The organism is Glutamicibacter sp. B1, from assembly GCF_039602135.1.
In the GTDB taxonomy this organism is placed as follows: domain Bacteria; phylum Actinomycetota; class Actinomycetes; order Actinomycetales; family Micrococcaceae; genus Glutamicibacter; species Glutamicibacter ectropisis.
Genome location: NZ_CP125942.1, coordinates 2263251 through 2284747, shown reverse-complemented (window position 1 = coordinate 2284747; position 21497 = coordinate 2263251). Strand labels below are relative to the sequence as shown.

16 protein-coding genes are annotated in these 21497 nt (G+C 55.2%); 11 read left to right on the top strand and 5 right to left on the bottom strand.

Annotation, left to right across the window (positions count from 1 at the left end; genetic code table 11):
• Positions 1-18 precede the first annotated feature (18 nt).
• The 6 genes from hemQ to hemL are packed head-to-tail and all read left to right on the top strand — an operon-like array spanning position 19 to position 6058.
• On the top strand, positions 19-738 hold the full coding sequence (gene hemQ / locus QMQ05_RS10550; RefSeq protein ID WP_082635429.1) for a hydrogen peroxide-dependent heme synthase: 720 nt from the start codon (positions 19-21) through the stop codon (positions 736-738).
• Positions 735-1940: a ferrochelatase gene (locus QMQ05_RS10545; RefSeq protein ID WP_345469853.1), complete on the top strand. Its 1206-nt coding sequence runs from the start codon at positions 735-737 to the stop codon at positions 1938-1940. Before hemQ ends, QMQ05_RS10545 begins: the two co-directional genes overlap by 4 nt.
• A complete protein-coding gene (hemC, locus tag QMQ05_RS10540; protein WP_345469851.1) occupies positions 1937-2911 on the top strand; it encodes a hydroxymethylbilane synthase in 975 nt (324 codons plus the stop codon). Before QMQ05_RS10545 ends, hemC begins: the two co-directional genes overlap by 4 nt.
• 11 nt (positions 2912-2922) lie before the next feature.
• A complete protein-coding gene (locus tag QMQ05_RS10535) occupies positions 2923-3741 on the top strand; it encodes a uroporphyrinogen-III synthase (protein WP_345469849.1) in 819 nt (272 codons plus the stop codon).
• Positions 3742-3761: 20 nt separating this feature from the next.
• Entirely contained in the window at positions 3762-4745 is a 984-nt protein-coding gene (gene hemB / locus QMQ05_RS10530) for a porphobilinogen synthase (protein ID WP_345469847.1), read from the top strand.
• A gap of 5 nt (positions 4746-4750) precedes the next feature.
• On the top strand, positions 4751-6058 hold the full coding sequence (gene hemL / locus QMQ05_RS10525) for a glutamate-1-semialdehyde 2,1-aminomutase (protein WP_345469845.1): 1308 nt from the start codon (positions 4751-4753) through the stop codon (positions 6056-6058).
• Positions 6059-6249: 191 nt separating this feature from the next.
• Here the strand turns inward: hemL and QMQ05_RS10520 are convergent, their stop codons facing one another.
• The 4 genes from QMQ05_RS10520 to QMQ05_RS10505 form a co-directional block, all read right to left on the bottom strand.
• A complete protein-coding gene (locus QMQ05_RS10520; RefSeq protein ID WP_345469843.1) occupies positions 6250-7098 on the bottom strand; it encodes a MetQ/NlpA family ABC transporter substrate-binding protein in 849 nt (282 codons plus the stop codon).
• A 108-nt stretch (positions 7099-7206) separates the two neighbouring features.
• Positions 7207-7872: a methionine ABC transporter permease gene (locus QMQ05_RS10515; protein WP_345469841.1), complete on the bottom strand. Its 666-nt coding sequence runs from the start codon at positions 7870-7872 to the stop codon at positions 7207-7209.
• A 3-nt stretch (positions 7873-7875) separates the two neighbouring features.
• Positions 7876-8868: a methionine ABC transporter ATP-binding protein gene (locus QMQ05_RS10510; RefSeq protein ID WP_345469839.1), complete on the bottom strand. Its 993-nt coding sequence runs from the start codon at positions 8866-8868 to the stop codon at positions 7876-7878.
• A gap of 245 nt (positions 8869-9113) precedes the next feature.
• On the bottom strand, positions 9114-9797 hold the full coding sequence (locus QMQ05_RS10505; RefSeq protein ID WP_345469837.1) for a 3'-5' exonuclease: 684 nt from the start codon (positions 9795-9797) through the stop codon (positions 9114-9116).
• 88 nt (positions 9798-9885) lie between these two features.
• Here QMQ05_RS10505 and QMQ05_RS10500 point away from each other — a divergent pair, with 88 nt between their 5' ends.
• From QMQ05_RS10500 to QMQ05_RS10490, 3 genes are read left to right on the top strand one after another with little or no spacing between them, the layout of a single operon-like run.
• A complete protein-coding gene (locus tag QMQ05_RS10500) occupies positions 9886-10275 on the top strand; it encodes an MGMT family protein (protein ID WP_345469835.1) in 390 nt (129 codons plus the stop codon).
• A gap of 2 nt (positions 10276-10277) precedes the next feature.
• Complete coding sequence (locus QMQ05_RS10495; RefSeq protein ID WP_345469833.1) at positions 10278-13484, top strand: ATP-dependent helicase; 3207 nt, start codon at positions 10278-10280, stop codon at positions 13482-13484.
• The gene (locus QMQ05_RS10490; RefSeq protein WP_345469831.1) at positions 13481-16795 is read left to right on the top strand and encodes an ATP-dependent helicase; all 3315 of its coding nucleotides are present in this window, start codon (positions 13481-13483) and stop codon (positions 16793-16795) included. Before QMQ05_RS10495 ends, QMQ05_RS10490 begins: the two co-directional genes overlap by 4 nt.
• Before the next feature lie 30 nt (positions 16796-16825).
• Here QMQ05_RS10490 and QMQ05_RS10485 read toward each other — a convergent pair whose 3' ends face one another.
• Positions 16826-18178: a phosphotransferase gene (locus tag QMQ05_RS10485; RefSeq protein ID WP_345469829.1), complete on the bottom strand. Its 1353-nt coding sequence runs from the start codon at positions 18176-18178 to the stop codon at positions 16826-16828.
• A 178-nt stretch (positions 18179-18356) separates the two neighbouring features.
• Between QMQ05_RS10485 and nudC the strand changes: the two genes are divergently transcribed.
• Entirely contained in the window at positions 18357-19286 is a 930-nt protein-coding gene (gene nudC, locus QMQ05_RS10480) for an NAD(+) diphosphatase (protein WP_345469827.1), read from the top strand.
• Positions 19283-21406, top strand: a complete 2124-nt coding sequence (locus QMQ05_RS10475) for an ATP-dependent DNA helicase UvrD2 (RefSeq protein WP_345469825.1) — start codon at positions 19283-19285, stop codon at positions 21404-21406. The genes nudC and QMQ05_RS10475 overlap by 4 nt, the downstream gene beginning before the upstream one ends.
• Positions 21407-21497: the final 91 nt, after the last annotated feature.

Below are 21497 nucleotides of genomic sequence, written 5' to 3'. Positions count from 1 at the left end.
GATCAAGGAGAACATCACGTGAGTAACGCACCGGAGCACAATTCGCCAGTCATCAATGAACGGGCGAATGCGGGGGAGAACCCGACCTTCTTCTACACTCTCTGGACCATTTTTAAGCGTTCCGAAACCATTGATCGCAGCCAGGATGCTGCCACCGAATTCGACACCTTGATCGAGCAGCTGGCCGATGAGGGCGCGACCGTGCGTGGCATCTATGATGTCTCAGCCATGCGTGAAGACGCAGATTTGATGGTGTGGATCCACGGGCCAAAGGCAGAATTGTTGCAGGCTTCGATGCGCAAGATACGCCGCGCGGCGCTGCTCGAAGGCACCCAGATCGTGTACTCGACCATGGCCGTGCACCGCGAAGCCGAATTCGCCAAGAATCACTCGCCAGCCTTCGCCCGCGGTATCCGCGCCAAGGAATGGATGACCGTCTACCCATTCGTGCGCTCCACCGACTGGTACACCATGGATCCTGCATTGCGCGGTAAGATGCTGCGTGACCACGGCATCCTGGGCCGTGAATTCCCTAACGTGCTGGCCAACACCGTGGCAGCCTTCTCTTTCAGCGACTACGAATGGCAGATCTGCCTCGAAGCCGACGACATGATCGACCTGGTCGACATGATGCGTCACCTGCGCTACACCGAAGCCCGCCACCACGTGCGTGAAGAGACCCCGTTCTACACCGGACGGAAGATCACTGCCGCCCAGGCACTTGAGGTCCTGAAGTGAGCCAGAGTTTTGACCCACGCCAAGGGTATGACCAGAACGGTCGCATGATCCCCAAAGCGTACGATGCCCTGTTGCTTGCCTCCTTCGGTGGTCCAGAAGGCCAAGACGATGTGTTGCCCTTCCTGCGCAATGTCACCGGTGGGCGAGGCATCCCCGACGAACGCCTCGAAGAGGTGGCCGTGCACTACCGCAAGAACGGCGGAGTCTCGCCGATCAACGAGCAGAATCGTGCACTGAAAGCCGCATTGGAAGCCGAACTGGCATCCCGTGGCATCAACCTGCCGATCTACTGGGGCAACCGCAACTGGCATCCCTTCATCAACGACTCCCTGCAGCAGCTGGCTGATGACGGCCACCGCAAGGTGCTGATGTTGGGCACCGGCGCTTACTCGGGTTATTCGGCCTGCCGTCAGTATCGTGAAGACCTGGGTATGGGACTGCTCGCCACCGGCCTTGACGGTGTGGTGGAAGTGGATAAGCTACGCCAGTTCTTTGACACCCCAGCCTTCGTTCAGCCATTTGTGCAGGGACTGCGTCAGTCCTTGTTGAACGTACGTGCCCAGCTTGAAGAAGCTGGCAAGGGCGATGGAGCGATCAAGATTGTCTTTGTTACTCACTCCATTCCACTAAGCGATGCCAATGTGGCTGGCCCGCAGGCCATCCGCGACACCCTGAGCGAAAACCTTTACACCACGCAACACCGTGCAGTGGCCGAGTACATCCTCTCGCAGGTTGAAGAAGCTGCTGGCCTGGAGCACTCTCTGGTGTACCAGTCACGTTCAGGTGCGCCCGGAACCCCATGGCTGGAACCAGATATCAACGATGCGCTGGAAGAAGATGCGGCCGCTGGTGTGGCTGGCGTTGTTGTGGTGCCTATCGGTTTCATCTCTGATCACATGGAGGTTCTGTGGGATCTGGATACCGAAGCGAAGGATACCTGCGCCGAACTGGGACTGGCCTTTGACCGTGTGGCAACACCCGGCACCCATGAAGCGTTTGTCTCTGGCCTGGTGGACCTGGTTGAAGAACGCTTGCTCGGGGCCGACGGTAAGGCGATGCGTGAAGGTCGCACCTCAGTGGTTGAGGGTGGCCCATGGTTTGATGTGTGCCGTCCGGGCTGTTGTGAAAAGCGAGCCCTGGATGGAACCTTGCGTCCAACGATTGCTGCGGTTGACTCTCAAGTGGGTGTGCCCCAGCCATGAGTGAAACTTTCCGTGTAGGAACCCGCGGCAGTGCCTTGGCTACTACTCAAACCGGGTGGGCAGCACAAAAGCTGTCCGAGATTTCTGGGCTGAACGTTGAAACCGTCCTGGTGAAGACCGAAGGCGATGTGGTGACCGGATCACTGGCCACCTTGGGTGGTACCGGTGTTTTTGCTGCAGCCCTACGTCAGCACCTCTTAGATTCCGGTTGTGACCTGGCGGTACATTCACTCAAGGACTTGCCGACCGCACAGCCTGAAGGCCTAGTGCTCTCGTGCATTCCTGCCCGTGAAGATGTGCGTGATGCCCTGTGCTCCCACGACGGACTCGGCTTAGCTGATCTGCCACAGGGCGCCAAGATTGGTACCGGTTCGCCGCGTCGTGGTGCGCAGCTACTGGCCCACCGACCGGACCTTGAGATCGTGGATATTCGTGGCAATGTGCCCACCCGTCTGGGACGGGTGAAGGGCATCGGCGAAACCCTGGATGATGGCAGTGTCGGGCGTGGTACTCAAGGGGATCTTGACGCGGTGATTTTGGCTGCCGCCGGCATGCGTCGGTTGGGCTTGGAAAAGTACATTACCGAGTACCTAGATCCTTCCATCATGCTTCCGGCTCCTGGCCAGGGGGCCTTGGCCCTGGAAACACGGACTGCCGGCTCAGGGCATGCCGCCTTGGATCAGGCCCTGGCTGACTTTGATGATGAAGCCACACGCCTGCAGGTAGTGGCTGAACGTTCCTTGCTCTCCACCCTGGAAGCCGGCTGCGCTGCTCCGATCGGTGCTTTGGCGCACCTTGAAGGTGACGAGCTGGTGTTGGAAGCTGTGGCTTGTAACCCCGATGGTTCACAGACCATGCGTCGCAGTGCACGTACCGTCGCTGCAGGTATTAGCTCTGCCCAGCAGCTCGGACGTGATTTGGCCACTGCCATGATCGCCGACGGTGCTGCCGTGATTGCAGGATTGGCCTAGACCTTTAGCCCATGGGTTACAACGCATTGATCCTGCGCAACCCGGCGCGAGCCGAGGATACCGTGGTGGAATTTGAGAAGCTGGGCATCACCAGTTGGTGTGCCCAGCTCATCGAAACCATCTGGCCTGAAGAGCCGCATGGCTTAGAAGCAATGGTTCAGCGGCTTGTGGCCGGTGAGTACTCTTGGCTGGTGCTGACCTCGGTGAATACCGTGGTGGTGTTGGAAAAGTTATTGGCCTCGTCCCTGCTGCCAGCATCATTGCGTATTGCCTCGGTCGGTGAAAAAACCAGTGACGCTATCACGGCGAAACTGGGACGCAACGTTGATTTCCAACCCGAAATTCAATCGGCATCAGGGATGCTGGATAAGTGGCAATTAGCACCGGGCACACGGATCTGTTACCCGCACGGCGACCTTGCAAAACCTACACTCTCAGCAGGGTTACTGGACCGGGGCATGGTGGTGGATGAAGTCATCGCGTATCAGACGGTCAGCGCGCCGGCTGCCGGCACTGTGGTGGATCCGGTGGGCGCCCAGAGGCCCCTGAACGTGCTGCAGCCTGAGGCGATTGTTGCGAAACTAGAGCAGATGGATCTGCTCGTCTTTTCGGCGCCCAGTGTAGTGCGAGAATTTAGACAGCTCATTGAATCAGATTTACCAGTAAGTACCCGCACCATCGCGATCGGGCAGCCCACCGCTAAGGCACTGAGAGCAGCTGATCTGCCGGTGCACGCCATCGCAGCAGAACCCACGCCGCAGGGCTTAGCCCGCGCGGCCAAAGATTTGCTTCAGCTTCACGGCCCGGCCGTAGTTGAAGAAACCAAGTAGTCACGACAGAAAGATAAGCCATGGCCTTCCCACAGCAACGCCCCCGCCGACTGCGTCAGAATCCAGCCATTCGCCGTCTGGTCGCCGAAAATGAGCTCTCGGCCCGCCAGCTGATCCTTCCAGCGTTTGTGCGCGAAGGATTGAGCCAGCCCAATGAGATCACCTCCATGCCGGGGGTCTTTCAACATTCCATGGATTCGCTCAAAGCTGCTGCCAATGATGCGGCGGAGCGTGGACTTGGCGGCATCATGCTCTTTGGTATTCCGGAAGAGCGAGACGAAACTGGCTCAGCAAGTCTTGATCCAGAAGGCATCCTGAACCAGGGTATCGCCGCGGTGCGCGCCGAAGTGGGCGATGATCTTGTGGTCATGTCCGATGTTTGCCTTGACGAGTTCACCTCGCACGGGCACTGCGGTGTGCTTGATGCCAATGGCACCGTGGACAATGATGCCACCCTAGAAATCTACGGACAGATGGCAGTGGCTCAGGCAGAAGCCGGCGCACACATGCTGGGCCCATCGGGCATGATGGACGGACAGATTGGCGTCATCCGTCAGGCGCTGGACGCTGCCGGACGTCAGGACGTGTCGCTGCTGGCCTACAGCGCAAAGTACGCCAGTGCTTTCTACGGTCCATTCCGTGAAGCCGTCGACTCGCAGCTACAGGGGGATCGACGCACCTACCAGATGGATGCGGCTAACCGCAGCGAAGCGGTAGTCGAAGCCGAGCTGGACATTGCTGAGGGTGCCGACATGATCATGGTCAAGCCTGCCATGAGCTACCTAGACATCGTGCGCGATATTGCTGATTTCTCCCCGGTCCCGGTCTCGGCCTACCAGATTTCGGGTGAATACTCGATGATCGAAGCTGCCAGTGCCAACGGTTGGATTGACCGTAAGGCTTCCGTGCTGGAGTCGCTCCTGTCCATCAAGCGAGCCGGAGCCCAGCAAATTCTCACATACTACGCAGCCGAAGTCGCCGGCTGGCTTAAGGAAGGTAAGTAAGACACATGTCTAACTCTGAACAGCTCTTTGCTGAGGCCCGCGAAATCATGCCCGGTGGCGTGAACTCGCCAGTACGCGCTTTCGGTTCAGTGGGCGGTATTCCTCCATTCATGGTTGGTGCCAAGGGTGCTTACCTCACCGATGCTGATGGCAAGGAATATGTTGACCTGGTCTGCTCTTGGGGACCGGCACTGCTGGGACACGCACACCCTGAAATTCAGGCTGCTGTTCATGCTGCGGTAGATCGTGGCCTGTCATTTGGTGCATCAACTCCAGATGAAGCCAAGCTCGGTGCACTGATCAAGTCCCGCATGGGTGGGGTCGAGCGTGTGCGTATGGTTTCCACCGGCACCGAAGCCACCATGACCGCTGTGCGTTTGGCGCGTGGATTCACCGGCCGCGAACTGATCATCAAGTTTTCTGGTTGCTACCACGGACACCTCGACGGACTGCTAGCCGATGCAGGTTCTGGCGTCGCGACCCTGGCCCTTCCAGGTTCGGCAGGTGTTACCGCAGCTACGGCCGCTGAGACCCTGGTGCTTCCATACAACGATCGCGCCGCGATTGAAGCCGCCTTCGCTGAACATGGTGCCAACATTGCCGCGGTGATCACCGAGTCGGCTCCTTGCAACATGGGTGTGGTGACTCCTGAAGAAGGCTTTAACAAGTTCCTGAAGGAAACCACGGCCAAGCACGGTGCCCTGTTGATTGTCGATGAAGTACTCACCGGATTCCGTGCCTCAGCCTCGGGATACTGGGGTTTGACCGGCAAGGTCGAGGGCTGGGAAGCAGATCTCTACACCTTCGGTAAGGTGATCGGTGGTGGCTTGCCAACCGCTGCTCTGGGCGGTCGCGCCGAGGTCATGGATTATCTGGCACCACTGGGTCCCGTGTACCAGGCAGGTACCCTCTCCGGTAACCCTGTAGCCATGGCTGCAGGTATTGCACAGCTGACCCACGCCACCGATGAAGTTTACGCTCACCTGAGCAAGCAGTCACAGGCCCTGCAAGACGCAATCACTGAGTCCTTCAACGCTGCTGGATTGGATCACTCCATCCAACGTGCCGGTACCCTCTTCTCGGTTGCCTTTGGCACTTCCGAGAAGGGCGTGCACAACTACGCCGATGCGCAGGCACAGGAGGGCTTCCGCTACGCTCCGTTCTTCCACTCCATGCTTGATTCCGGCATCTACTTGCCACCAAGCGTTTTTGAAGCATGGTTCGTCTCTGCAGCGCATGATGACGCTGCCATGGAGAAGATCTTCGCAGCCTTGCCTGTAGCTGCACGGGCCGCTGCTGCCGCTAAGGCCTAAGCTGAGGTACTAAGCTTTTAGCTCTGAATGGGGAGCGTTGGAGCCAATTTGATTGGCACCAACGCTCCCTGTTTTTCTGAGTTTTCAATTGAACTAAAAACACTGACTACAAAATGAAACTGCCCGAGTTCCTGATGGAACTCGGGCAGTGAGAAGTCATCTCCCGGATTTCTACGGGAATGAAGTCGAGATTAGAACGCTGGGATGACGCTTCCGTCGGTCCAGGTCTCTTCGATGTAGCTACGAACCTCGTCCGAGTGAAGCAGCTCTTCAAGCTTCTTGATTGCGGCGGTCTCTTCGCCATCGCGCCAGGTCAGGAAGTTGGCGTTAGGGTTGTTTTCGCCAGATTCCTGAGCCAGGATTTCATCCTTGTTCAGCTTGGCCTGAACGATGAAGTTACCGTTGATCACCGCAACGCCGATGGACTTGTCGTTCTTGTAGTACTGAACTACCTGCTCAGCGTTAGCATCCTTGAGCTGCAGGGACAGTGGGTTCTTGTCCTTGTCATCCTGAACGCTCAGGATGGAATCATCATCAGCAAGGTTCTGCAGCAGGCCAGCCTGCTCCAAAACGCGCATGCCACGGATCTGGTTCACTGGGTCGTTGTTCAACAGAACAGTGGTGCCCTCGGTGACGTCCTTAGGATCCTTGAAAGTCTTCGAGAAGACGGTCATTGGCTCAACGTGGATGCCAGCGCCGTGGGCGAACTTGTAGCCCTTTTCTTCGGTTTCAGTCTTCAGGTAAGCCTCGGTCTGGAAGTAGTTAGCATCCAGGGTGCCGTCCTGCAGCGAAGTATTTGGGGTGACGTAGTCATCGATCTCGACGACGTCCAGGTCGATGCCTGCATCCTTGGCAAGGTTCTCATCGATGTAGTTAAGGATCTGAGCCTGTGGGACAGGGCTTGCGCCAACCTTTATGGTGACAGGGTTAGCCGGGTCCAAAGTTGCGTCAGCGTCAGCCGATGGCGAGCTGCTACCGCAAGCAGTCAGGGCGAGAGCGGTCGCGATACCGGTGATTGCAAGTGTGAGCTTTTTACGCATAACTTGTCTTCCTTTTCTCGGAGCCGTGGGGCTCTGTTGCGAGTGAGATTTGCCGTGTTTGACATAGTCCACGGCTCCATCAGAGGACTGATGGAAATCTTGAAATTTTTAGCGGTGATCGATCTTGCGGGCGATGATGTCGCCGACGATCTGTACGAGCTGCACGAGAACGACAATGATGATGATCGTGGTGATCATGATGGGCATGTTGTAGCGGGTGTAACCGTAGGTGTAAGCCATGCGTCCCAGTCCGCCGCCACCAACAAGACCAGCCATTGCTGAGTAACCGATCAGGGTTACAACCGTCGTGGTTACTGCGGCAATAATGCCAGGCATAGCTTCAGGTACAAGCACCTTACGGATGGTCTGCATCTTGGTGGAACCCATGACTAGTGCAGCGTCAACCTTGCCTGCGGAAACATCACGAAGGGCTGTTTCAACCAGTCGTGCGAAGAATGGAATCGTACCGATGGTCAATGATACCGATGCTGCGATGGGACCAAGTGAGGTACCAACTACCAGCGCGGAGAATGGGATCAATGCGACCATCAAAATTGCGAAGGGAATTGAGCGCGTGATGTTGACGATAATGGCCGAAAGAATGACGTTAAACCAGCGAACCGGTGTCAGGCCACCTTTACCGGTGACGTGGAGCAGAATTCCGAGTATTAAACCGATAACTACGGTGATAATCCCAGAAATAACAACCATCTGAAGGGTTTCAACAGTGGCGGTTCCCATGGCCTTGAGAACAGTTGGAGTAAAGAAATCCATAATCTACTTGGCTCCCTTCACGGTCACGGCGATGCCGTTAGAGGTCAAATGATTCACAATGGCATCTACATCTGCATCAGCGTTTAGCTGCAAACGCAGGTGCGCATACTGCTGCTCACCAAGCTGTTCGACAGATCCGGCCAAGACGTTGACATCGGTATTGAACTGGCGAGCTACGGAGGAAATTACTGGCTCGGTTGCCTGTTGTCCGGTGTAGAGGAGGTCAAGAATAGGACCGGAGCCCTCTGCACGCGGTGCGTCGCCAGGCAGCGGAAGCAGCGTAGAAGCCAAGCGGCCTGACGCATTGGTGACTACTGTTTCGATTTCGCCGGTCTCGACGATCTTGCCACCCGCAAGTAGCGACACGGAATCACATACCTGCTTCACTACATGCATTTCGTGGGTGATGATCAGCACCGTGATGTTCAGGCGATTGCGGAGTTCTTTGACGAGATCAAGAATCTCATCGGTGGTCTTTGGATCGAGCGCACTGGTTGGCTCATCACAAAGCAAGATATCTGGATCGGTGGTCAGTGCTCGGGCGATACCGACGCGTTGACGCTGCCCGCCCGAAAGCTGAGAAGGATATGCCTTAGCGAACTGTGAGAGACCAACGAGTTCCAAAAGCTCAGCAACCTTGCTGGCAATCTGATCTTTCGGAGTGCCCACCAGTTCCAGTGGGTAGGCAACGTTCTGCTCAGTCGTCCGAGAATCGAAAAGGTTGGCGTGTTGGAACACCATTCCAATGCGGCGACGAGCATTGCGTAGCTCGGCAGCACTGACATTTGTCAGTTCTTTACCGTTGACAGCTACGGTGCCGGAAGTCGGCTGGTCAAGCAGGGTCAAGCATCGAACCAGAGTCGACTTACCGGCTCCCGAATGTCCGACGATGCCATGAATTTTCCCGGTGGGGACTTCAAGGCTGACACCATCAAGGGCAACAACATCTTTGCTGCCCTGTTGGTAGACCTTGCGCAGGTCACTAACTGTGATCACTAGGCGTGTTCCTTCAGTTCTCAAAAGGGTATAGAGAGTACCCTCCATTGAACCATTATCGAACAAAATCGCCCGAATGAGCCTGAAATTCGAGTTAAGATTCTTAGCTTCGAGTCATAATGAAGTCGTTCTCGAAGAATATTCTTCGATTTGTGACAGAACATGAACTATTGACTTCCCCGGAATTCCGCACGAGCGATTAGGGTGCCTGTGACATCCAACACAGATGCTTGTTTGCTTGTGAGCTATCCCTCCATGATCGGCCAGGCACCGTCAACAACGGCATCTGGTTTCGTCTTCCGAAGATAGGTTTGGAAGCTTTCGGCCTGTTCGCGGGCCCATCCAATTTGCCAACCATGAAGCACCTGCGGATCCACCTGCAACTGCGGGTACCGTTTACCGATCTGACGAGCAACCGCCACGCACGCGATGGCATCAGCCAAGGAAGTATGGGCGTTTTCTAGAACAACACCATAGAACTCGCACGCCGCAGCCAAGGTGCGCTTGCCCTTGCGGAACTTGTCTACCTGCTTGTCAATGATGAAAGGATCAATGACATTGCCTGGGAAGAATGGAGGTAGGTCATAACGAACTGCCTCATGGTAGAGCACGGAGAAATCGTAGGACGCGTTAAACGCCACGATTGGTGATTGCTCAGAGGCGAACATCAACAGCTGCAAGATTTCTTGCACCGACTGCTTTGCTGGCGCTCCCTCGGCACGGGCCTTCTCCGTGGAAATTCCATGTACTGCTGTAGCAGCTTCGGGGATCTCGACTTCGGGATTTACCAGCCATTCGCGGCGGTTCACGACGTTACCGTGTTCATCCAGGAGTACCACTGAGGCGGTAACAATCCGTGCTGTCGAAGTGTCGACGCCGGTAGTTTCCAAGTCAAAGCCAACTGCGAGGCCCTTGTGCCATTCATTCATAGGTACAACGCTACAGGCAGGTTAAGACGCTTTCTGTGCCTGACGCGCCCTTTGTGGATCAACCTGCAGTCCTTGGCAGAATAGAAATATGACAGATGCATCAGGGCCAACACAGCTCGACTATGCACAGGCAGTGCATCAACTCGCCCAACTGGTTCCTGCTGGCGCCGTCATCAGTTATGGCGATGTGGCTGAACTTCTGGGTAGCGGAGGTCCGCGCCAAGTCGGCAAAGCCATGACCACCGCTGAAGTGGGAACTCCATGGTGGCGTGTCCTCAGGGCCGACGGCAACATCGCAGAACCACTCTTGCCTAGGGCTCGTGAACATTGGGAACGCGAAAAACTCGCTCGCCCGGGTAAGCGCGTAGATATCAAAAACCTGCGCTGGAATCCTACGCCTAAACAATGGGAAGCGATCGATATCCTCAGGCTGTCACTGGGGAACCCCAAAATGTCTGAATTGGATGATGAACTATAACCATGGATGAAACGCAAGCTGAGGTACGTGCGGATTCTCAGGACATAGTTGGTCAGCTCCAGAAGAGCAACGGTCCGGTGCTCGTTACTGGTGCTCCGGGCACAGGCAAAACTAATACGTTAGTCAACACGGCGGTTGCGCGCCTTGGCGACGACCTAGATCCACAGTCATTACTAATCATTGCTCCCACACGACTGACGGCTGCCTCCATTCGCGATGACCTCAGTCGTCGCGCTGAACGGACTTTTACCGAACCCGTGGTACGCACGTGGTCTGCCTACGCCTTTGACCTCATTCGTCGAGCTCGTGTTGAAGGTCTTCTACCGTTCCTGGAACGATCCCCACGACTGCTCTCAGGGCCAGAACAAGATACGCTGATCGGCAACCTGCTAGAGGGACATTCTTCGGGTCTGACAAGTGGCCCGCAATGGCCCAGCGAGTTGGAACTAGCGATTGAAACCCGTGGTTTCCGCAAAGAGATCCGCGAATTTTTTGACCGAGTCTCAGAGCTTGGGCTGGAACCTGCGGACATTGAAGAGCTTGGGGAAAAAGCGACCAAGCCCGAATGGGTTGCCGCGGCGCATTTCTACCAAGAATATCGTGACCTTCTGGATCTGGGCAGCGCCGAAGCCTTTGACCCTGCAGGACTCATTACCCGTGCCGCGCAACTACTAGAAGAGAATCCAGAATTCCTTCACGCCGAACAGGACCGGCTGTCTTTGGTCATGGTCGATGACCTTCAAGAAGCAACCCTGTCGCAGCATCGCCTTTTGGCGTTGCTGACCAAGGACCGTTCACTTATCGCTTTTGCTGCCCCCGACAGTGTGGTTCAAGGATTCCGAGGAGCTCGCACCGATCAGTTGCATCGCTTTGCACAAAACTACGCCGGCACCACCGAAGCAACATTTCTTGAACTCACTCATGGATATCGGATGCCGGGGCAGATCACCGAAGCGTGGCAACGCATTGTGCGACGGGTCCCCATCGCTGCCGGACTTCGCGGACGAAAAATTGAGCCGAGAAATGCTGGAAACGACGAAACCTGCCAAGCACTGACTTTCGAGAACTCAACTCTCGAAGAACGTTTCATTGCCCAGCACATTGTCCACCTGAGCCTTTTTGAAAACCGGAGTCTTTCCGAAATGGCCATTGTGGTTCGCAACGGATCACAAGTTCGCTCCTACAGCCGATTCCTTGAAGGGCAGGGGATCGCGGTGCAGGTACCCCCGGCAGAAATTCCGCTCAAAGATGAGGGCGCTGTTCGTCCCCTACTCGACCTGCTCGAATTGGCCTTCAATGATTCAGTTGCCGAAGATCCGTTACTGATGCAGAACCTACTGCTATCGCGTTATGGAATGAGTACCGCACTAGAGATTCGGCGCCTGCGTCAGCTGTTGCGCCAACAGGAGGCAGCCCAAGGCGGTCGTCGCTCCAGTCAAGAACTGCTCGAAACCTGTCTTCGTGAACCAGAACTTGCCCAAGACCTAGGTAAGCCAGCCTTTGGACTGCAACGCCTGCTGAAAATGTACGGTGCTCTCAAAACCGAACTTGCCAGCGGAACAGCCACGCCTGAAACCGCACTGTGGGCCATGTGGGAAGCCTCAGGGAGGGCCCAAGCATGGCGGGAAGAGGCCCTGGGCGCGGGAACTTCAGCACGTCGCGCGGACCACGATTTAGATGCAGTTCTCTCACTGTTCCAAGCTGCGGAGCGCTTCGTTGACCAGTTACCTGGCGCCAGCGTGTCTCAGTTCATTGAACATATCCTCAACCAAGAACTGCCGATGGACTCGTTGGCAACTCGGGCCGCTGGCGGACATATGGTCACGGTGCTGACCACGGCGGCTGCCGCAGGCAAAGAGTGGCCAATAGTTTTCATCCCAGGCTTGCAAGAAGGCTCTTGGCCAAACCTGCGATTGCGTGGTGAGTTACTTGGTTCAAATGCCTTAGCTGACGTCGTAGAACATGGCATTAGTTTCCTTGCTACCAGGACACCAACACACTTGGTACGACAGATCAGAAATGACGAGCTCCGTAGCTTCAGCAATGCTGTATCACGAGCCAGCGAACAATTGATCTGCACGGCAGTGGACAATGAGGATCAACAGCCATCTTCATTCCTAGACCTAGTAGAACCCCCAAGCACTGAAGGTCGAACGACAACTTCAGTGCCACGCATCCGGTCCCTGCCCACACTCGTGGCACAACTGCGCAAAACAGCTGAACTGAGCAAAGCAGCACAACTCGGTGCAATACAGCTACCGGAGGGCAGCAACCCAGCCGAGCAATATCAAGATTCAGTGCATGTGCTAGGCCAACTCGCGCACAGCCACCCTCCAGTTCGTGGTGCCCATCCGCACCAATGGTGGGGGCTACGCCCACTGTCGTCCACCGATCCAGTCGTGCCCGAAGACCAACCACGAAGAATTTCACCGTCCAAAGTCGAGACGCTGGTGAAGTCTCCGCTGAATTGGTTTGTGCAAAATGCCGGAGGCACGGCAGCACATGACTTTGCAGCTTCCCTGGGGACATTGATTCACTCCATCGCAGAAGAACATCCGGACGCCAGCGGATCCGAGTACCAACAGATTTTGGAACAGCGCTGGCCAGAACTGGAAAAATTGGACAACTGGGAGGGACAGCGTGACTTTGACCGAGCCACGCTGATGCTCAAGAAGTTTGCTCAATATTGCATTGCGATGAGGCAAGAAGGTCGCGAGTTAGTTGCTCGCGAGTTACCTTTCGAAATTGAGGTGCCAACAACCGACGGCACCAAGGTTCAATTACGAGGCATCATTGACCGTGTCGAAGCCGACGCACAGGGCAAAGTCACCGTAGTCGATCTGAAAACGGGGTCGACCGCGCCGAGTAAGAATGACACACTCGAACACCCCCAGCTCGGTGTCTACCAGACGGCCATCCAATTAGGAGCGCTGCAGGAGCGCGAGGAAACCGCTGAGTATTCCACCGAGCCTGCTGGCGCATCACTTGTCTACGTTGGCACGAACACCAAGAGTCCTACCATCAGGGAACAGCCCTCCCTAGGAGAAGATGACTGGGCACGGACCCTGATCTTGGAAGCAGCCAGTTTGATGGGTCAAAAAGAATTCATTACCCGCCATCTCGCGGGTGCCTCCGGAATTCTCGGCAATTGCACCCTGCCAGAAATTTGCCCACTTTGCGCCGAAGGACGACAGGTCACCGAACGATGAGCACCATCAAATACAGCCCGCAGGAACTCTCCGAGGCACTGGGCGAAAAGTTCCCTCCCACGGAACAACAAGCAGAGATTATCGCTGCACCGCTTGAACCAATGCTCGTTATTGCCGGCGCCGGTTCTGGCAAAACCAAAACCATGGCGGACAAGGTTGTCTGGCTAGTAGCCAACCAACTGGTGCGACCCGAGCAAATCCTCGGCGTCACGTTCACCCGTAAAGCAGCCGGAGAACTGTCCATAAGGATCAGGGCAAAAATTGCGCAGTTGGTAGCTACCGGACTACTTAGCGAAGAAGAAACTTGCGACTTCCTCGACCCTGCCGTTTCAACCTACCACTCCTACGCAAACACCCTGGTTCAAGATCATGGGCTTCGACTGGGACTAGAAGAAGACAGCGCCCTACTTGGTGCGGCACAATCCTGGCAGCTCGGTCATTCGGTATTAGAGAAATACACGGGGGACTATCAGCACCTCAATAGCGCCAGCAGTACCCTTATCGACGCTATCGTCTCCTTCAGCTCCGAAGCCTCTGAACACCTGGTTACCGCCCCTGAAGCACACCAATGGATTGATGAGCTTGTGGCCAAACTTCAGACACTGCCGATGGACGCAGAAAAAGACAAGGCGCCCACGCAAGCCGCTTTGAAGCTCATCGACAAATTGGCTTCAAGGGCAACTATCGCCGAACTGGCCGAAGAATACACTCGAGAGAAAAAACGACTTGGTGTCATGGACTATGGCGACCTCGTCGCCCATGCAGCGAGGATTGCCCAAGAAGTTCCCGCAGCCGCGCTCTCCGAACGCGCCAGCCATCAGGTAGTGCTACTGGACGAATTTCAAGATACCTCCCACGCCCAAATGGTGTTGTTTTCTCAGCTCTATGGGCACGGTCATCCGGTGACTGCCGTGGGTGACCCAAACCAATCAATTTATGGTTTCCGCGGTGCTAGTGCCGGCCAGTTGTTCCGTTTCCCCGAAACTTTTCCTATCGTTCGAGCCGAACAGCGAGAAATCGCGCACGTTAAACACCTGACCATCGCCTGGCGCAACACCGTCAACGTGCTCTCGGCGGCAAACAACATCACGGCGCAAGCACCAACCAGCACCGGGCCGGTTACCGTCAAACCGCTGGAACCATCAGCGTTTGCCCAACCCGGTCGAGTCGTGCTCAACCGTTGCGCTACGGTTCGTCAAGAAGCCGAGGCTATCGCGGACCTCATTGTGGCTGAACATCAAAAGAGTCCAGATGCCGGGCTCACTAGTGCCGTGCTCTCGCGAAATCGTAGCCAGTTAAGCATCATGGGCGAAGTGCTCTCCGAACGCGGAATCCGCTACCAATTAGTGGGTCTGTCCGGGCTCTTGAGCACACCTGAGGTAACAGACCTTGTTGCGTGCCTCCACGTTCTTGTGGATCCACTACGCTCAGATAAACTCATGCGTCTGCTGGCCGGAGCACGGTGGCGCATTGGTGCCGCGGATCTCACGGCATTTGCTGACTGGTCGCGCCAGTTGGAACGATGTCGTGCCCGTGGGCTACGAGCCGAGGACAGCGAACGTCACGAGGGACCTGACACCGAAGCCATCGAACTTGCCAGGGCTGAGCTAAATGACGCAGCGAGCCTGATTGAAGCATTGGACTATTTTCCTCCAGAAAACTGGAGCAGTTCCGAGGGCAGAAGCCTCAGCGAAGAAGGCAGGACTCGCCTGACTGCGCTCAAAGATGAGTTAGCCACCCTTAGGCTTATGGCCAACGATGACTTGGAAACGTTGATCCGCGAAGTCGAGCGGGCGATGAACCTGGATATTGAAGTTGCCGTTAGACCTTGGGTACAAAGCGATGCTGCCCGGGCGAATCTTGATGCCTTTGCGGATGTTGTCCGTGAATACTGTCGCAACGCCCCTCGTGTTGAATTAGCGGGGTTCTTGATGTGGTTGGAACAGGCTGCCGAAAAGGAAAAGGGTCTACCGCTTCCCAGCGAAGATGCTGATCCTCAGGCGGTTCAACTGCTCACGGTGCATGCCTCAAAGGGTCTGGAATGGGACATCGTTGCTGTCATGTCTTTGAATGACGGCGTTTTCCCTGGATCCCAGTCGGATCGCTGGACCAGTGGCGATAAAGCGCTGCCTTGGCCATTGCGTGGTGACGCAAACGATTTACCTCAATGGGATACCGACCAACCGGCTCTTAAAGAGTTGTTGGAAGCCGAATCGCTGTTCAAAGATCACGTGGAAGACCATCATGTTGCCGAGGAACGTCGGTTGGCTTATGTCGCTGTCACGCGGGCTAAATCATTGCTCATTTGCAGCAGTAGCATTTGGACTGCCACCCGTAGCAAGCCCACCGAAGCCTCAGAGTTCTTCAATGCTTTGGTGCCCCTGACTCAGGGGTCAGCACCACAAGCCGAAATTGGTGTGTGGGTTGCGGATGAAGACGCGCCGGAACAAAACCCGAGCCGGTTAACACCGCTAGAAGCCCTGTGGCCCTACGATCCATTGGATGGACCACAGATCACCGGGGGAGTGAACCGCAAGGAATTTGTTTACTCTCGACGTTCGGTCATCCAGGAAATTGCCGATGACGTACTGCGTGCTGATGCGAACTATCAACCGGTAACCCCCGAAGGGCAACAATGGGCCGAAGAAGCAGAAAAACTAATTGCACAACGCGATTTCCTGAGTAATCGAGAACGAGCTGTTGAAGCGCCAGAACATGTGCGCGCCTCGCTGTTTGTCGAATTGGCTGAGGACCCGGTGTCTGTTTTGGAAAACCTTCGTCGGCCCGTACCTCGGCGCCCAGGCCTTGCAGCCCGACGCGGTACTGCCTTCCACGCCTGGATTGAGGAGTTTTACGAAAAAACTTCGATGCTGGATCTAGGCGATCTTGTCGAGCCCGCCGATAGTTATCTTGACGAAGCCCTCGACCTAGAATCGATGAAGGAAGCCTTCCTAGCTAGTGAATGGGCTCAGCTTCAACCGGCCTACGTGGAAGTCCCTCTTGAAACCCGTGTCGGACCCGTAGCTGTACGCGGCAGGATTGACGCTGTCTTCCAAATGGAGGATGGCACCTGGCTGTTGCTCGACTGGAAAACGGGCCGCATTCCGCACGGCAAGGATCTGAAAAGCAAGCTTGTCCAGCTTGCGGTGTATCGCTTGGGGTGGTCACGCCTGCACGGAATTCCCCTTGAAGAGATTAAGGCAGCGTTCTATTACGTTTCTGCCGGCGTAACGATTCGCGCGGAACACCTTTCCAATGAAGCAGAGCTAGAGGCTATGATCTCGAGTGCTTTTGAACAGCTTGATAGCTAACTTCGGCGGTACCGAAAGTAACCCAAAGGGCTAGTTTTCGGTACCGCCCTGTTTGCTTTCTTGGCTCTGTGAACCGGAATCGTCGTCCGAGTCTTTAGGCTCTTCAGTCAGCTTTGGTGCTGCGTTCTTTTCATCCAGCTCAGAACCGGACTGCGAAAGCGACGAGTCTTTGGCCTTGGCATTCGTCGCGGACTCGTTGGTCTGCTCAGTATCCGAGGACTTCACTGCATCGTCACTGCTTTGATCCTTCGAATCGGTTTGCGCTGACGATGCTACTGGCGAATCATTCGGTGTTGTAGCTGAATCAGATAAGGCCGTGACCTTGGCCGTATTGATTCGTGGCGCAGCCGAAGTAGTGGATGACAACGGAGCGGGCTTTTCCTCGTCTGACGAGTTCTTATCCTCGTGATCAGAGTTCTGCGACGATGCCGAATTCTGAGCTGCCAAGGGGCGAGGCGCTTCAACAACGGAGAGCGGTTGACCTCCGTATTCAGCAATGTTGTGATCAAGTTCCTGAAGCATTTCATCGGCTTCGGCAATGCGCTGTGGATCCTTGGAATCCAACGACTTTACAAGCCACTGCGCCAAAGCAAATTCTGCCGCGAGGGCCGCACGACGCATGATGTGTGGATCTGCAGCCTTGCCACGTGCCTCCACATATGAGGCAAAAACGCGGTCAGTAAATTGCTGGTCTTCAATAGCAGAGAGCCAAGCAAAATCGTCCGCGGGATCGCCAACATGCAAGTCGGTCCAACCCTTAACAGCCGTAATGCTGGAATGAGAAATCTGTAGCTGCTCTTCGTCGAAGTCACCGTGAACTACGGCTGCGTTGAAACGCCACAGGGCAACATCTTCCATTGCATGTTCCCAACGGCGTAGTAGGCGGCTAGGGACCTTGCCGGTAGCCGCGGCAGTATCGAGTTCGTTGAGCTTGCGCTGACGAACTTCATCTGCCGAATAGGTCGGCAAGCCAGCTACTTCCACAGCCTCATCAGGAATCTGGTGGATTGCTGCCATGCATTGGCCCAAGGCCTTGGCTAGATTACTGCCCTCGTCAACCAACTCGTCTAGCGATGGGACGTGTCCAGGCATGTCTTTATACACAAAGGTGCGCAGTGAACCCTGACGGACAGTTCCTGCCACAGAAGGAAGAGCAAACGGCAACGATGCACGTACCTTTGCCGAAAAAGCGCGCAGCGCAGATAGTTCAGCCTCCAGTCGCATGCTTGCTTCATCATGCCGAGGCGAACGAACGCGCCACCGGTGCTTAAGCGCATCAACAATCAATGCTGAATCAAAATCTTCTGCGTCGTCTGACAGTGCCGCAAAACCAACCGGGGCTAATCCGGGGACGGCGGCGGTGGCAATTGCGGCGAGTTCCATGGCAGAGCGTTTCACATGTTCCACCGTATGCGAGATCGTGACCTTAGCCGATGAATGACGCACAGAATATGGTGGGATTCACCGGCAATGTTCAGTCTGAGCGCGAAATCCCTTACGTGGCTATCCACACCCTGCTCGAAACAGGGGAGCAGAGGGCTTGGTGCACTAGGTTAGTAGTATGGCTTTGGCAGAGAAATATCAAACTTCAATTACGGGACTACCTTTTGCGCAGGCTCGTATCGAGCGTCCGTTGACAGAACGACCAAATCCGGAGTTGCTCAACGAAAAACTGTCCCGGAATTCGACCAAAGTCATGCTGATTTCTGAGCTTGGGACTGCTTCTACAGGAACTGAACTGTTTTTTATTGACGGCCCGAGTTACACGACCAGAGACGGTGAACGTCAGGTTTATCTCGGTTCCTGTGATTCAACGGATTACGTCTTAGCGATTGTTGCCTCAGATCAGTATTCGCACTTGAATATCCAGCGATGGATTTCTTTGCGCGAGGCCTTCGCATTCCTCCCAGAACTTCAGACTGAGCTGATGGTCGAAGCTCAAGCGATCTCCAATTGGATCCGTACAGAGCGTTTTTGTCCGCAATGTGGCTCAGAGGTCAGAGCATCAACTTTTGGTTGGGGTCAGCGATGCGTGGAGAACGAACACGAACTATTTCCGCGTACCGACCCGGCAATCATTGCATCCGTGATTGATCAACAAGATCGAATCTTGCTTGGCGCGAACGCGAATTTCAGATCAGATATGTATTCGGTGCTCGCCGGATTCGTCGAAGCCGGTGAATCATTGGAATCAGCGGTTAGACGCGAAATCTTTGAAGAGTCTGGCGTGCACATTGGCGAGGTTGCCTACCGAGGTTCGCAACCGTGGCCATTGCCACGCTCCTTGATGTTAGGTTTTGCGGCCGAAGCCCTTAGCGAAGAGCTGATTCCCGATGGTGCTGAGATCAAGGATCTGCGCTGGTTCAGTCGAGACGAACTGCGTGACGCATTGGAATCGGGAACAATAGAGATACCGCGTGGCGTTTCAATAGCACATGCATTAATCCGTAGTTGGTACGGAGAATCCCTTCCGGAGGCCCTAAACAAGTGACAGAACACGATGCTCCACCAGTGCAGGACTTACTGGCGGGACTGGACGCTGAACAACGTCAGGCTGCTGAAACGCTCAGTGGTCCATTGTGTATTCTGGCCGGTGCAGGAACTGGTAAGACTAGGGCAATTACCCATCGCATTGCGCATGGGGTGCATACGGGAATTTACAATCCCACCAGTGTCTTAGCGCTCACTTTTACAACGCGTGCAGCCGCCGAGATGCGAACTCGACTGCGACAGCTAGGTGCGCCTGGCGTGCAGGCTAGAACATTCCACGCAGCTGCATTGCGTCAGCTACAGTATTTTTGGCCGCAAGCCATTGGTGGCACCCTGCCAAATCTGGTTGAGCATAAGGCCCCGCTGATTGCAGAAGCTGCTCGTCGGCTTCGCATTTCCAGTGATCGTGCCATGGTGCGAGACTTGGCAGCAGAAATCGAGTGGGCCAAGGTTTCGATGCACACTCCAGAAAGCTACGCCAAGATTGCTTCAACCCGCGAAATGCCCAATGGACTAGAACCAGTAAGTATGGCGAGGATCTTCCAAACTTACGAAGAGCTCAAAGACGACCGTAGCGTCATTGACTTTGAAGACGTCCTACTGCTGACGATCGCCATTCTTGAAGACAATGAGAAGGTAGCAGCGCACGTCCGTCAGCAATATCGTCATTTTGTCGTTGATGAGTATCAGGACGTTTCACCCCTACAACAACGACTCCTGGATTTGTGGTTAGGACAACGCAATGAATTGTGCGTTGTTGGCGATGCGTCGCAGACTATTTACTCCTTCACCGGGGCACGGCCGGACTTCTTATTAAACTTCGGTACGCGGTTCCCGGAAGCCAAAGTGGTCAAGTTGGTGCGTGACTACCGTTCCACCCCAGAAGTAGTGAACCTGGCTAATAAGGTGCTGGCTACCCGTCGCATTGAATCGAATGTCCCAGACCGGAACGTAACCTGGCCCGAGCCGTTGGAACTGATTGCACAACGCGAGCACGGTCCGAGCCCTGAATTTTTTGAGACCAAAGACGACGAAAACGAAGCTGAGGAAGTCGCCCAGCGGATCAAGAAGTTGCTTGCAGAAGGGCAAGATATCTCTGAGATCGCGATTCTCTACCGTACCAATGGGCAGTCACAGTCCTTTGAGCAAGCTTTTTCAGCGCACTCCATTCCTTATGTCATGCGTGGAGCAGAAAGATTCTTTTCTCGTCGAGAAGTCAAAGAGGGCATGCTCGCATTGAGAGCTGCCTTAAGCGTTGCCGCTGAGACACCAGTTCCTCAATTGGTTCGCGACGTACTTTCTTCGCATGGGTATTCGGCAAACGCGCCTAGCGGTGGCACTGGTGCGGTCCGGCAACGGTGGGAATCACTGTCGGCATTGGTGCGCCTAGCCGATGAAGTTGTTGCGCTCAAGAAGGAACAGGGTACAGAAGCGACCTTGCATGATGTGGTCAAAGAGTTAGAGGACCGTGCTGCGATCCAGCATGCGCCGACTCTCGACGGAGTAACTCTAGCCTCCTTCCACGCAGCAAAGGGACTTGAGTGGGATGCTGTTTTTCTTGTGGGACTTAGCGAAGGTCTAGTGCCAATTTCTTATGCCAAGGACCAAGCTGGGTTTGATGAAGAACGACGTCTGCTCTACGTGGGGATCACGCGTGCTCGGAAGCACCTTTTCCTTTCATGGTCGCTAGCCCGTACTCCTGGGGGACGAGCTCATCGATACCCCTCGCGGTTCTTGGACGGAATAAAGTCAGTTCGTCAGGCCAGCAGCCGCCAACAGAAAACGTATAAGAGACGTGAACAGAAACTGATTCCAGCGGTCTGCTCCAACTGTGGAACGTTTTTGACAAGCGCTAAGGAACGTAAGCTGAAGCGTTGCGCGTCCTGCCCAGCTGCTTACGACGAGGCATTATTCGATAGCTTGCGTAACTGGCGTTCAGAGATCGCTCGATCCAATTCGGTTCCGGCCTTCGTGATTTTCACAGATGCCACGCTCATGTCCATCGCTGAGCACCAGCCAGAGTCGATACAGGGACTTTCTAAGATCGCGGGGGTCGGTCGAAACAAACTCGAACGTTACGGTGAAGCCGTACTGGCGGTTCTTGGAGCTCATCGGAACTAGCAGTAATTCACATACTGCGAGGCAGGAGATAACTATCTTCCATCGTCGTCGTAGCCTCAGGGAAGAAGTACTTTCCTCACCGTCAAGACTG